Here is a 13407-nt window from a genome sequence, read left to right on the forward strand (position 1 = left end):
TTTTATGCCTGTTTCACACCACCACCCACCTCAGAGGCGGACATTGTGGCGAGGGAGCTTGCTCCCGCTCGGTTGCGCAGCGACCGCAAGACCTTGGGTCTGCTGCGCAGCCCAGCGGGAGCAAGCTCCCTCGCCACAATGGATTACACCTTGGACATGGATGCAGGCTGAGCCACCGCTATCGCGAGCAAGCTTTGCTCCCACAAGGAGATTTGGGGTAGGCATAAGATTTGTGCCCACCGCAGACCCACTGTGGGAGCGAGCTTGCTCGCGAAGAGGCCGGCACATTCAATATCGGTGCAAGCTGAGCCACCGCTTTCGCGAGCAAGCTCGCTCCCACAGGGAAATTTGGGGTAGGCATAAGATTTGTGCCCACCGCAGATTCAATGTGGGAGCGAGCTTGCTCGCGATGGCGGCGGCATATCCAGCATTGATGCAAGCTGAACCACCGCTTTCGCGAGCAAGCTCGCTCCCACAGGGGTTTCGGGGTGGCGCGTGAACTGTGGGCATGAAAAAAGCACCCCGAAGGGTGCTTTTTTTATAGCGGTTGGATCACTGGGCCGGTTCGTTCTGGCCCAGGATCAGTTGGCCTTCCTTGCTCACCGGGATCTGGTTGCCCGGGTCGCGGTCCATGCGGACCTTACCTTCTTTGCCATCGAGCATGTAGCGAACGTCGTAGCCCACAACCTTGTCGCTGATGTCATTGACCGTGTTGCAGCGAGTCTGGGTGGTGGTATAGGTGTCGCGTTCCTGCATGCCTTCCTGGATCTTGTTACCGGCATAACCACCACCGGCCGCACCCGCCACGGTGGCGATCTTCTTGCCGTTGCCGCCGCCGATCTGGTTGCCCAACAGGCCACCGGCCACAGCACCGAGCACGGTGCCGGCGATCTGGTGCTGGTCCTGGACGGGCTTCTGCCGAGTCACGGTGACGTCCTTGCACACTTCACGCGGGGTCTTGATCTGGGTCTTGACCGGCTCCACGGCCAATACTTGCGCATACTCAGGGCCACTTTTTACCAAGCTGTAGGTGGCGACCGCACCACCGGCTGTTACACCGACAGCACCCAATACCGCACCAACCAGCATCGATTTGTTCACTTGAACCTCCTGACCATCACAAGCGGAATAATCCGCGCTTCTCCCAGCCTTGGAGCATAAAAAAAGGCGCGAGTTCAACTCGCGCCTTTTCAGCGGTGACGGACGGAAAGCCGAGCCTTACGGGCGGTCGTCCACCTCGGTGTCAGTGGCCGCAGGAGGAATCAGATCCTCGGAGCTCAGGTTCAGCCAGATCAACACCACGTTGGCGATGTAGATCGACGAGTAAGTACCCGCCATCACACCGATGAACAGCGCAATGGAGAAACCGAACAGGTTGTCACCACCAAACACCAGCAGCGCGACAATCGCCAGCAAGGTGGAGATCGACGTCGCCATGGTCCGCAGCAGGGTCTGGGTGGTCGAGATGTTGATGTTCTCGACCAAGGATGCCTTGCGCAGCACGCGGAAGTTCTCACGCACCCGGTCGAACACCACGATGGTGTCGTTGAGCGAGTAACCGATGATCGCCAGCACCGCCGCCAGCACCGTCAAGTCGAAGGTGATCTGGAAGAACGACAGGATGCCCACGGTCACGATCACGTCGTGGATCAGCGAGATAATGGCGCCCACCGCGAACTTCCACTGGAAGCGGAAAGCCAGGTAGAGCATCACGCCGCCCAGGGCCAACAGCATGCCGAGGCCGCCCTGGTCGCGCAGCTCTTCACCCACTTGCGGGCCGACGAACTCCACGCGCTTGACCTGGGCCGGGTTGTCGCCGCCAGCCTTCTGCAAGGCTTCGGCTACCTGGTGGCCCAATTGCGGGTCTTCACCCGGCATGCGCACCAGCAAATCGGTGGTCGCGCCGAAGCTCTGCACGATGGCATCGGCATAGCCCGACGACGCCAGTTGCTCACGCACCTTGGTGACGTCGGCCGGACGCTCGTAGGTCAGCTCGATGAGCGTACCGCCGGTGAAGTCCAGGCCGTAGTTCAGGCCCTTGGTGGCCCAGCTGAACAACGCCAGGGCCGTAAGGAACAATGTGACGCCGAACGCAATGTTGCGAACGCCCATGAAGTTGATTGTACGTAACATGGCAGCCCCTTAAATCCACAACTTCTTGACGTCACGACCACCATAAATCAGGTTGACCATTGCACGGGTCACCATGATGGCTGTGAACATCGAGGTAAAGATCCCGAGGGACATGGTCACTGCGAAGCCCTTGACCGGGCCGGTGCCCATGGCAAAGAGAATCCCGCCGACCAGCAACGTGGTCAGGTTGGAGTCGATAATCGCAGTGAATGCGCGGCCGAAGCCTTCGTTGATTGCCCGCTGGATCGACATGCCCGCGGCGATCTCTTCACGTATCCGCGAGAAGATCAGCACGTTGGCGTCCACCGCCATGCCCATGGTCAAGACGATACCGGCGATACCCGGCAGGGTCAGCGTGGCGCCCAGCAAGGACATCAGGGCCAGCAGCAGCACCATGTTCACCGCCAGCGCAACCGTGGCGATGATGCCGAAGAAGCGGTAGATGGCGATGATGAACAGCGACACGAACAGCATGCCCCACAGGGATGCATCGACGCCCTTGGTGATGTTGTCGGCACCGAGGCTCGGGCCGATGGTGCGTTCTTCAGCGAAGTACATCGGCGCGGCCAGGCCACCGGCACGCAGCAGCAGGGCCAGTTCCGAGGATTCGCCCTGGCCGTTCAGGCCGGTGATGCGGAACTGGCTGCCCAGTGGCGACTGGATGGTCGCCAGGCTGATGATTTTCTTCTCTTCCTTGAAGGTCTGGACCGGTACGTCTTTCTCGACGCCGTTGACCACTTGCTTGGTGTAGGTGGTGGTCGGCTTCTGCTCGATGAAGATCACCGCCATGCTGCGACCGACGTTGCTGCGCGTGGCGCGGCTCATCAGTTCGCCGCCATGACCGTCCAGGCGAATGTTCACCTGCGGACGACCCTGCTCGTCGAAGCCCGCCTGGGCGTCGGTCACCTGGTCACCGGTGATGATCAGGCCACGCTCGATCTGCGCCGCCGGACGACCGCCTTCACGGAACTCGAAGCTCTCGGAAGTGGCCTTGGACGCACCCGGCTCAGCGGCCAGGCGGAATTCCAGGTTGGCGGTCTTGCCGAGGATACGCTTGGCTTCGGCCGTGTCCTGCACGCCCGGCAACTCAACCACGATGCGGTTGGCGCCCTGGCGCTGCACGATCGGCTCGGCCACACCCAGCTCGTTGACGCGGTTACGTACCGTGGTCAAGTTCTGCTTGATGGAGTACTCGCGGATTTCCGCCAGCTTGGCCGGGGTCATCGCCAGACGCAGCACCGGTTGGCCATTGAGGTCGGCCGGTACAATGTCGAAATCGTTGAAATTCTTGCGCACCAGCGCACGGGCCTGTTCGCGGGCATCTTCATCGCTGAAGCCCAGCTGAATGGCACCTTCGAACTGCGGCAGGCTGCGATAACGCAGGCGCTCTTTACGCAGCAGGCTCTTGACGTCGCCTTCGTAGACTTTCAGGCGTGCGTCGAGGGCTTTTTCCATGTCCACTTCCAGCAGGAAGTGCACACCACCGGACAAGTCCAGGCCCAGCTTCATTGGGTGGGCGCCCAGCTTGCGCAGCCACGGCGGCGTGGTCTGGGCCAGGTTCAGGGCCACAACGTAATCGTCGCCCAACGCCTTGCGCACCACATCCTTGGCTGGCAGTTGGTCTTCAGCCTTGACCAGGCGCAACAGGCCGCCCTTGCCGTTTTCGGCGATGGACGCAGCCTTCACATCGATATTGGACGCCTTGAGCGCAGCGCTCGCACGGTCCAGATCGGCCTGGGTGACCTGCAGCGCAGTGCTTGCGCCACTGACCTGAATGGCCGGGTCATCCGGGTATAGATTGGGAGCGGAATAAATCACACCGACCGCCAGCACCGCCAGGATCAGTAGGTATTTCCACAGAGGGTATTTGTTCAGCATCACGCCGCCCGCTTATGACGCGGGGCGCCTTGCGCGCCCCGTCGATTGAAAAGAAGTGGTTACTTAGATCGCTTTCAGCGTGCCTTTTGGCAGCGTGGCCGCGATGGCGCCCTTCTGGAACTTCATTTCAACAGTGTCGGACACTTCCAGTACCACGAAGTCATCAGCCACTTTAGTGATCTTGCCAGCGATGCCGCCGGTGGTGACCACTTCATCACCTTTTTGCAGGCTGCTGAGCAGGTTCTTCTGCTCTTTGGCGCGCTTGGCCTGTGGACGCCAGATCATCAGGTAGAAGATGACCAGGAAGCCGACCAGGAAAATCCACTCGAAACCACCGCCCATAGGGCCGGCAGCCGGTGCAGCCGCGTCAGCCATGGCGTTAGAGATAAAAAAGCTCATTTAGCACTCCAGTTGCAAGTATTGAATCTAGGGATCGGAAAACTCAGTCCAAAGGCGGAACAGGCAACCCGCGCTTGGCATAGAAGGCCTCGACAAAGGCGGCCAATGTACCCTGTTGGATAGCCTCGCGCAAACCAGCCATAAGCACCTGATAATGGCGCAAATTGTGGATGGTATTGAGCATACTGCCGAGCATTTCGCCGCACTTGTCCAAATGATGCAGATAAGCGCGGGAGAAGTTCTGGCAGGTATAGCAATCGCACGTCGGATCGAGCGGCGAATCATCATGGCGATGGAACGCGTTACGGATCTTCAGCACACCGGTGTCGATGAACAGATGCCCATTGCGGGCATTACGGGTTGGCATCACGCAATCGAACATGTCCACCCCGCGGCGCACACCCTCAACCAGATCTTCCGGTTTGCCAACGCCCATAAGGTAACGAGGTTTGTCAGCCGGCATTTCGCCCGGCAGGTAATCGAGCACCTTGATCATCTCGTGCTTCGGCTCACCCACCGACAGGCCACCAATCGCCAGGCCGTCGAAGCCGATCTTGTCCAGGCCTTCGAGGGAGCGCATGCGCAAGTCGCGGTGCATGCCGCCCTGGACGATGCCGAACAGCGCCGCCGTGTTCTCGCCATGGGCATTCTTCGACCGCTGGGCCCAGCGCAACGACAGCTCCATGGACACCCGCGCCACGTCTTCATCGGCCGGGTACGGCGTGCATTCGTCGAAGATCATCACGATGTCCGAGCCCAGGTCGCGCTGCACCTGCATCGACTCTTCCGGCCCCATGAATACCTTGGAACCGTCCACCGGAGAAGCGAAGGTCACGCCCTCCTCCTTGATCTTGCGCATCGCGCCCAGGCTGAACACCTGGAAGCCGCCGGAGTCGGTCAGGATCGGGCCTTTCCACTGCATGAAATCGTGCAGGTCGCCGTGGGCCTTGATCACTTCCATGCCCGGGCGCAGCCACAGGTGGAAAGTGTTGCCGAGGATGATCTCCGCGCCAATCGCCTCGATGTCACGCGGCAGCATGCCCTTGACCGTGCCGTAGGTGCCCACCGGCATGAACGCAGGGGTTTCCACGGTTCCGCGGGGGAAGGTCAGGCGTCCGCGACGAGCCTTGCCATCGGTGGCAAGCAACTCGAAGGACATGCGACAGGTGCGACTCATACGGTTTCCTCGGGCCCGCGTGGCGCGGGGTTACGGGTGATGAACATCGCATCACCGTAGCTGAAAAAGCGGTACCCATGCTCGACGGCGGCCTTGTAGGCGGCCATGGCTTCGGGATAACCGGCGAACGCCGAAACCAGCATCAACAGCGTGGATTCGGGCAAATGAAAATTGGTGACCAGGGCATCGACCACATGAAACGGCCGGCCCGGGTAGATAAAGATATCGGTGTCGCCACTGAACGGCTTGAGCACGCCATCGCGCGCAGCGCTTTCCAAAGACCGCACACTGGTGGTCCCCACCGCCACCACCCGCCCACCGCGGGCGCGACAGGCCGCCACGGCATCAACGACTTCCTGGCTCACTTCGAGCCATTCGTTGTGCATGTGATGGTCTTCGATGCGCTCCACGCGCACCGGCTGGAACGTCCCGGCGCCGACGTGCAGCGTCACGAACGCCGTCTCCACGCCCTTGGCCGCAATCGCCTCCAACAACGGCTGATCAAAATGCAGCCCCGCCGTCGGCGCCGCCACCGCCCCCAGGCGCTCGGCGTACACGGTCTGATAACGCTCGCGGTCCGAACCTTCGTCCGGGCGGTCTATATAAGGAGGCAACGGCATGTGCCCGACACGGTCGAGCAGCGGCAACACCTCTTCGGCGAATTCCAGCTCGAACAACGCATCATGCCGCGCCACCATCACCGCCTCACCGCCGCCGTCGATCAGAATCGACGAACCGGGCTTGGGCGACTTGCTCGACCGCACATGGGCCAGCACCCGATGACTGTCCAGCACCCGCTCCACCAGAATCTCCAGCTTGCCGCCGGAGGCCTTCTGGCCGAACAAACGCGCCGGAATCACCCGGGTATTGTTGAACACCATCAAATCGCCCGGGCGCAAATGCTCGAGCAAATCAGTGAATTGACGGTGAGCCATGGCACCGCTGACCCCGTCCAGGGTCAACAGTCGACTGGCGCGCCGCTCGGCCAGCGGGTGGCGAGCGATCAGCGAATCCGGGAGTTCGAAGGTAAAGTCAGCAACACGCATGATGGGGTTCGTCTAGCAGGGCCGGAAAGTCTAGCGGAAATATTAAAAATTCACCATGAAACGTGATTGACCAACGGTAGGCACCTCTCTATACTTCGCCGCCATTGAGCCCTGATGGCGGAATTGGTAGACGCGGCGGATTCAAAATCCGTTTTCGAAAGGAGTGGGAGTTCGAGTCTCCCTCGGGGCACCATCTTAAAGAAAGACCTTGAAATTCAAGGTCTTTTTTTTCGTCTGCAGGAAAGTGATCCACCTCCAGGAACACCACAATCCTCGTGGCGAGGGAGCTTGCTCCCGCTTGAGCGCGAAGCGCTCACAAAAATGTCACTGCACCCACCGATGCTCCGAGTGGCCACACCCTCCCCACCCAGTCACAAAGGATTTCACCCCATGGAATTGCTGCTGGAAACGGTCGCTCTCTATTCCCTCAAACTGGCCTATGAGACAGAAGGCCACAGCCCGATCCTGCGGGATGATCCGTTGATGGGCAGTTGCGACCGGGAGATTTTTGAGTTGCTGATACGGCGGGGCGATGTGGCCGGGATTCAGGGCGAAATCAGTCGATGCCTGGATTTAGCGTTGGGGGCGGTGGGTGGGGTGGATACAGTGCTGGGCCGAGAGCTGCATCGTTTGGCTGCGGACTTCAACGCAGTGCAGAAAATGGACGATCTTTACGCTCCGCTCATCGCGCTTAACGGTTACGTGAAAGATATTCTATAAACCCCAGCGCTCGCACGTTCCGCGTGGTAACGCATACCGCGATGCTCCGCGTTGCAGATCCAACAGCCAAAACACGCTCCTACGCAGGCAACCAGGGACGACATCATCACAGCGATAGGCAGTTGGCTAACCGAAACCCATGAAGCGAAACGGCGAATGGTGAGCAACCTGGAAATGCTCTTCTGGATCGCCGCCGCGATTTTCGGCGCGATCGCCGCGAAAGATTACGCCGCGAAGCGTAAGGCACTGATGAGGCGAACGGAGCAAGCCTTGCCAGAGAAGGAGCTGAGCGCTACGTTGTTGAGTGACGAACAAGGTCGTGCGGTTAAATTCGTTGGCACCCTGCGGCGGGTTGAGGGCGGGTATACCGTCAGCCTGATTCGAGAGACTGACGGGGAGCGTACCGAGTCGTGTAGCGAGGTGATGCCGTCGCTGGAGAAGGTTGAGGTTTATCTTACAAGCTGTACTTCGTTTGTTTTGTCGGATTTCAAACACTGAAAATGCCGTGCATGTGGATTCATACCGTGCGCTCAGAGACGAGTTTCGTGCTCCGACCATCGCATTCGGATACATTTAGAAGAAATGAAGCATCCATAAGCCCACAATTCAACCATCTCCCTTTCTCGATATATGCCGCCTGCGGTGGACCAAGAGCATGAATACCGCCAGTTTGAGTCTTGAGATTGTTAGGGTGCCCCGCGTAGAATAGCGACACCATATAGACACCAGAAGGAACTGACGCCACCCCTTAATAACTGCATACTTATACAGTATCAAACTCAGCATTCAAAACTTGCAAACATTAAACCCCCCCAAGCAAGACTTCAAGTAGCCCCCCCAGCATGATACTCGAGGTACTCTTTGAACAAAAAATATTATTTTAGCAACCTATTAATCTCACTCAGCTTACTCGCACTGGGTTTAATCGTTTGGTTTTACAAAGAGCCCTTATACGAAACAACAAACCTGTTCTATCTAATCACATGCCTCTGCAGCACTTTTCTTTTCCCCTTCTCCAGAAAGCTTATTGAAAATACATGCTTGCGCTTTACAAGCCGTGAATTTTGGACAACTGGTTTATTGACTGAAAGCCCCGGAAAAAACGGACTGTACGTCATATATTTTTTCATATGCATGATTACAGCAATACCTTTGGGGGGCAGCTTTTTAATATATCTTGGATTGAAGAGAGTGGTCTAAATAGACCACTCTCCTTTGCTCTTATCGACTCAAAACAGAATCAAGAGCATCATTGAACATTTTTACACGCGCATCATTAATAAACGCACTAACCAACGCCATAACTAGACCAAATGCAATAATACCCATAGGTGTGGTAACTGCTAGACCGAACGCAAATGCTATCAGTCCAGTTGCCGCCGCGCCGGCAAATAGGGTTTCAACTTTCAAAACCGTACTGTTCCAGTCACCCGTCTCATAGCCTTTTTTGATTTCGACGAGCAAATCCATGGCATCAATAGCTTTCCCCACGTACCCAAAAGCCTTACTAAAAACATTTAGGTTCTTTGCCAGCTCGCCCCTATCTAACGACTCAAGAGCGTTAGCAATTGCCGTCCGATCAGCGACACTAAATTTTTTGTTCAGATTATCCTTGTACTGATCGAACGCTCGTAAAGCTTCATCAGCGCTTCGCAGTACTTTACCTTTCGCATCATCAGTCATTTGCTGAGCTAAAGCTGACATCTGTGTGCCAAACCTCCCACTAATATCTTTGTAAAAATCAGCAGTAAATTTAATAGCGCCCTTTAACTCATCATCTGCTTTGGTCTTCTCATCTGCCAACCGCTTAGCCTCAGCTTCTGCTTTGGCCTTCTCCTCCGCCAAACGCTTAGCTTCGGCCTCAGCTTTGGCCTTCTCCTCTGCCAAACGCTTAGCTTCGGCTTTAGCCTTCTCTTCCGCCAGCCGCTTAGCTTCGGCTTTGGCCTTCTCTTCCGCCAGCCGCTTAGCTTCGGCTTTGGCCTTCTCTTCCGCCAGCCGCTTAGCTTCGGCTTTGGCCTTCTCTTCCGCCAGCCGCTTAGCTTCGGCTTTGGCCTTCTCTTCCGCCAGCCGCTTAGCTTCGGCTTTGGCCTTCTCTTCCGCCAGCCGCTTAGCTTCGGCTTTGGCCTTCTCTTCCGCCAGCCGCTTAGCTTCGGCTTTGGCCTTCTCTTCCGCCAGCCGCTTAGCTTCGGCTTTGGCCTTATTTTCTGCCGCTTGGGCTACGGCAATTTTCGTCGTGAAAGCTTTAGTTTTCGCAGTGAGAATTCTAATCTCCTCAGTTAAAACTTTAACATTGTAAGCCGCAGTACCAGCCGCGATAAAAAGATTATAGTATGCATCTTTATCACGATGAGAGTAACTTCTATTAACAAAGTCTACTCCGTTCTGCTTAAAATCCTTACTTAAAAAAGCCCTTCCAAAAAAAGCACTGGATTTTACAGTATCACTCTTAATCTCAGCTTGCTTGGCCAGTAAAAGGGCGTCAATCGAAGCCTTTTTTTTCTTCAGCCCCTCTAGCGACTCATTAGTATTTGATCCAGTGGTTGCGTTAATTTGCATTTCAAGACTGGCGGGAATATTTGGCACACTGGCTTTGTATACATCTTCAATTTTTTTTAAGGAGCCGGCAGCCACCACAAATATGGTCGTTCCCGCACTGTCGTGATTTAGATTTATTCCCAGGTCACTAAGCTTAGTGATGGGTCCGACTCCCTTAACCCATGGTTGGGGTTTCGCAACATAACCACCACCTGGTATCGGTTTGGGCGGCTGCGGCGGCGGGGGGTTAGGTGTGATTATGATTGGGGGTAATTCCATGGTTCCGTTTGTAGACATCATGTTCTCCTAATATGAGATCACACTGTTGATCAGTGGGATATCAGCACTGTTAAGGTCTCTATCGAGACCTGCGGCTTCCGTGTCTGTGTTCCCCTCAGCCTGTTGGGGCTGGGATCGAACAAGGCAAAAAGACTGTACAAAAACACAGTCGTGAAATCAACAAAAATATGCATTTATGCATATCTTGATGCGAAACCTAGCTTCCCAGGCTCGCTTACTCCATCGGAATGCACCCCATGGAGCCACGAATTAGGCATTGAGTGATGTCATAAAGCCCCATGACCCTCTGTAAGGTTCAGGGGATGACAAGCTGAGTGTGGAAGCACCATAGGGGACAGGCCTCATCTACCCTTCTCAATTGGCTTGTATCCGACGTGGGTTTCCGTGGTGTCATCGACGAGGCGCACAGGCGATGTAGGGGCTTCATGCTCCGGCGATCATGCTCAGAAATTTTCCCGATATTCTGTGACTGGCACATGGCGGGTAAACGAACCTTACATCTATTACTGCGATTAACGCTTTCCGTAATAACCTAGACAGTCATTCCCGCTTGCCAGATTGTTATAGCTGTCGAACGTTTCGAGGCTTGAACAGAGACCCGCCCACAGCTTGTGCAGATTGATCTAAACGGAGTGATGAGTGCCAACGAACTCCATTCCACCCTGAGCGATGCGCTCGGCTTCCCCGGCCGGTACGGCTGTAACTGGGATGCCTTCTGGGACGCAATCACAGGACTGGTGGAAATGCCCGTGCACCTGAAAATTTCCGGGTGGGATGCGTTATCCAGGCGCTTACCCAAAGATGCTGAGCTCATGCAAAAATGCCTCGAAGACCTGAGCCTTGGGTATCCATCGTTCGCGTCAAACGTAGAGTTCGACTGAACGCAAGAACGCGGCGACGGCTGGCGGTGCGACACCCAAGGTCATCGACCCACTATCCGAGGCGTCGTAACATCCCATCGCACCACCCAAACCATGGAAACGGTTGAAGAGCGGCCAAGGACACACGTGAATCTACAAATCGAAATCGAACGAATCTTTGGCAACAACACGTTCGCCAGACCACTGTTCTATTCCTATCCCGGCGGCCTGCGCTTTGAACTCTCCGAACCCGGCGGCGTGATCGATCAGTTTCTAACCGCGCACCGCAAGGCTACAAAGATCTGTAACGACATCTTCCACGGCGAAGACGAGCTTGTCGTCTGTCTGCGCGCCTACGCTGACGCAAGCCATTTCATCCACAGGCCAGAACTTCGCGCGCTGCGATCAGCCGGGATACTCATTCCCTCTACGTGTTCAATCTGGCGCGAGGATATAGCCGCTGACGAGTGGTACAGCGCAGATCAGCCAGAGTATTGGATCAATCTCGCTTTCAAACTCCCCATCTCCCGCCTTGAGACGTTGCTATGGGGAGCCCTAGCCAAAGACCTCGCGCCGATCCAACCGCAATTCAACTGCATTTTGTATCTCTTCAACCTGCTGCAGGGCGTTATGGTCTTTCCCTATGACGACAGAGGCATGGATGTCGTTGGGCCTAACGAAACGCTACTCAGGCAGTTGTACTGTCAGCATCAAGAATATTTGCTGGACTATGACCGTGCAGAGATGGATAGCACGTTCGCATCGGTCCCCCCTTCCCCACCTTCTGGCCCGTCAGGCAACAAGCGCTTCAAGTAACCAAGGAATGTCTACAACATTGAAGGACTCAGAGTGATGTCAATTTCCATAGGAACTTTCTTCTACCCTTACCTAAAGTTTCTCCACGGCGCGGCCTACAACCTGAACCAGATCCTGGAGGGGCTTGGCGTCGTCTCATCGACCTTCACCGGGCGTAACGACGCCGGGCAAATCATCGGAACCTACTGGTCGCCCGATGAAGCGATGGTGAACACGCTTGGCTGTCTGATGATGCTGTCGCTGCTGCTGATCCCCTTGCTGGCAGCAGCCGCCTACACGGTGGGCAAGAAGAGAGGCGTGCTCATCTTCTTTGCGCTCTTGCTCCTACCGGGAGTGTTGAACTGCCTGGGCCTTTTCCCCAACATCAATTACCTGCCCATCCGTTACGCCATCAATGGCGTTGGGAAACTGGGCAGCGAGATCGGGCTGATCCCCTTGTTGATGCTTTGCGCCATCACCGGATGGGCCGTCATGGTGCTTATCTATGACAACCTCAACCTGACCGAACGCTTCCGTCAGATATACGATCACTTTTGGTTTCCACTGGCATTGGTCGCCGCGGTGTTCTTCGTGGCGGACAACGGCGCCAATGAAGACACCGCAATGCTGAAGGAGGCGACAGCGAGCATCCAGGAAGCCAGCGCGTTCCTGCTGAGCCAGATCAAGCGCTACGATGATTACTGCAGGGCGAATGGCCTGGATAGCCTGAAATCGTGCCAGTGGAGCAGCGACTCACAATGGACCTTTACCCACATCAAGGAAGGTGAAGCCAGCTACTTCATGGATTTCGCACCGAACGACTCCAAAGGCTTCTACGCCGCGACGAGAAGAACCATAAGCGACGAGGATGTGATCGCCATCCGCAAAGAGATCAACGACTACAACCTACGGTTGTGCCCCGTGAAGCACTTTTCCAATGGCATGTCGCGCTCATCGCCACTCTCCAGCACCTGCGAGTACGTCCCCCGTGGCTTTTGCTTGAACAATCCTGATGGCCCACCCGGCCTTGTGGATAACAATATCAGCAGTCACACCGTAGCCTTGGCCAGCGAATGCATCGTTCCCTGGCTTGCAGGTGTCAAGCCCTCCTTGAAGCAGCAGATGGCGCTGGTCGGCGAGCATGACAAAGCGAAGAATCACCGTTGGCTGTATTTTCTTGCTGTTGCTGTGGCGGTCGGAGCGAAGGTGGCCTTGGCGACTACCAAGCTATGCTTGATTGATGCGCGGCCTGGGGCTGATAGGCGTCGGGTTCTGAGGGTTGCGCGGCAGAGGCTGGGGCAGTGTGTTCGGGTGCTGAAGCGCATGCTGGTCGGTATCGGCCAATTAACGTGGTTCGCAGCTCTCCGGGTATCGAAGCTGCTTAAACGGGGATAGCACGGCGGGACTAGCTTCTATCGGTAGGTACACTGGGGCTGGACGTTTTGTGCCAGAGGTAATCTGGGAGACAAAGAAGACGGACAGCCAAAGAAAATAAATCCGCCCCCTTTTTCACTGTTTGTCATTGCTGACAGCCTGCTTTGAGTCGAATGCGGTCCTTGGCGAC

At 56.2% G+C, this 13407-nt stretch carries 13 protein-coding genes and 1 tRNA gene; 7 read left to right on the top strand and 7 right to left on the bottom strand.

Translation table 11 applies throughout. The features are described 5' to 3' along the window. Positions 1–552: 552 nt before the first annotated feature. The 6 genes from J3P88_RS25180 to queA all read right to left on the bottom strand — a co-directional run bounded on the left by J3P88_RS25180 (position 553) and on the right by queA (position 6633). Positions 553–1101: a glycine zipper 2TM domain-containing protein gene (locus J3P88_RS25180; protein ID WP_018607449.1), complete on the bottom strand. Its 549-nt coding sequence runs from the start codon at positions 1099–1101 to the stop codon at positions 553–555. A 117-nt stretch (positions 1102–1218) separates the two neighbouring features. After that, on the bottom strand, positions 1219–2133 hold the full coding sequence (gene secF, locus J3P88_RS25185) for a protein translocase subunit SecF (RefSeq protein ID WP_411386548.1): 915 nt from the start codon (positions 2131–2133) through the stop codon (positions 1219–1221). Between the two features lie 9 nt (positions 2134–2142). Further along, positions 2143–4011 carry a protein translocase subunit SecD gene (secD, locus tag J3P88_RS25190; RefSeq protein WP_186705394.1) on the bottom strand — a complete coding sequence of 623 codons (1869 nt, stop codon included), beginning with the start codon at positions 4009–4011 and terminating at the stop codon, positions 2143–2145. Between the two features lie 63 nt (positions 4012–4074). Next, positions 4075–4410, bottom strand: a complete 336-nt coding sequence (yajC, locus tag J3P88_RS25195; protein WP_007982729.1) for a preprotein translocase subunit YajC — start codon at positions 4408–4410, stop codon at positions 4075–4077. Positions 4411–4453: 43 nt separating this feature from the next. Beyond that, positions 4454–5569 (bottom strand): tRNA guanosine(34) transglycosylase Tgt, encoded by a 1116-nt coding sequence (gene tgt / locus J3P88_RS25200; RefSeq protein ID WP_161951757.1) that lies wholly within the window; start codon positions 5567–5569, stop codon positions 4454–4456. A gap of 14 nt (positions 5570–5583) precedes the next feature. Then, entirely contained in the window at positions 5584–6633 is a 1050-nt protein-coding gene (gene queA / locus J3P88_RS25205) for a tRNA preQ1(34) S-adenosylmethionine ribosyltransferase-isomerase QueA (protein WP_025211994.1), read from the bottom strand. Positions 6634–6741: 108 nt separating this feature from the next. Here queA and J3P88_RS25210 point away from each other — a divergent pair. The 4 genes from J3P88_RS25210 to J3P88_RS25225 all read left to right on the top strand — a co-directional run bounded on the left by J3P88_RS25210 (position 6742) and on the right by J3P88_RS25225 (position 8553). Then, a tRNA-Leu gene (locus tag J3P88_RS25210) sits at positions 6742–6826 on the top strand. A gap of 197 nt (positions 6827–7023) precedes the next feature. Beyond that, positions 7024–7353 carry a hypothetical protein gene (locus J3P88_RS25215; protein WP_434572216.1) on the top strand — a complete coding sequence of 110 codons (330 nt, stop codon included), beginning with the start codon at positions 7024–7026 and terminating at the stop codon, positions 7351–7353. Between the two features lie 156 nt (positions 7354–7509). Further along, a complete protein-coding gene (locus tag J3P88_RS25220) occupies positions 7510–7851 on the top strand; it encodes a hypothetical protein (RefSeq protein WP_434572218.1) in 342 nt (113 codons plus the stop codon). A 363-nt stretch (positions 7852–8214) separates the two neighbouring features. Beyond that, positions 8215–8553: a colicin E1 family microcin immunity protein gene (locus J3P88_RS25225; RefSeq protein ID WP_434572220.1), complete on the top strand. Its 339-nt coding sequence runs from the start codon at positions 8215–8217 to the stop codon at positions 8551–8553. 21 nt (positions 8554–8574) lie between these two features. Here J3P88_RS25225 and J3P88_RS25230 read toward each other — a convergent pair whose 3' ends face one another. Then, a complete protein-coding gene (locus J3P88_RS25230) occupies positions 8575–10188 on the bottom strand; it encodes a colicin-like pore-forming protein (protein WP_434572222.1) in 1614 nt (537 codons plus the stop codon). Between the two features lie 635 nt (positions 10189–10823). Here J3P88_RS25230 and J3P88_RS25235 point away from each other — a divergent pair. From J3P88_RS25235 to J3P88_RS25245, 3 genes are all read left to right on the top strand, one after another. After that, entirely contained in the window at positions 10824–11069 is a 246-nt protein-coding gene (locus J3P88_RS25235; RefSeq protein ID WP_434572224.1) for a barstar family protein, read from the top strand. A gap of 126 nt (positions 11070–11195) precedes the next feature. Then, positions 11196–11864 (top strand): DUF3885 domain-containing protein, encoded by a 669-nt coding sequence (locus tag J3P88_RS25240; protein ID WP_434572226.1) that lies wholly within the window; start codon positions 11196–11198, stop codon positions 11862–11864. Between the two features lie 36 nt (positions 11865–11900). After that, positions 11901–13238: a hypothetical protein gene (locus J3P88_RS25245; protein ID WP_434572228.1), complete on the top strand. Its 1338-nt coding sequence runs from the start codon at positions 11901–11903 to the stop codon at positions 13236–13238. The last annotated feature ends 169 nt before the right edge of the window (positions 13239–13407 follow it).

This window comes from Pseudomonas sp. Z3-6, assembly GCF_051131985.1.
GTDB lineage: Bacteria > Pseudomonadota > Gammaproteobacteria > Pseudomonadales > Pseudomonadaceae > Aquipseudomonas > Aquipseudomonas zanjanensis.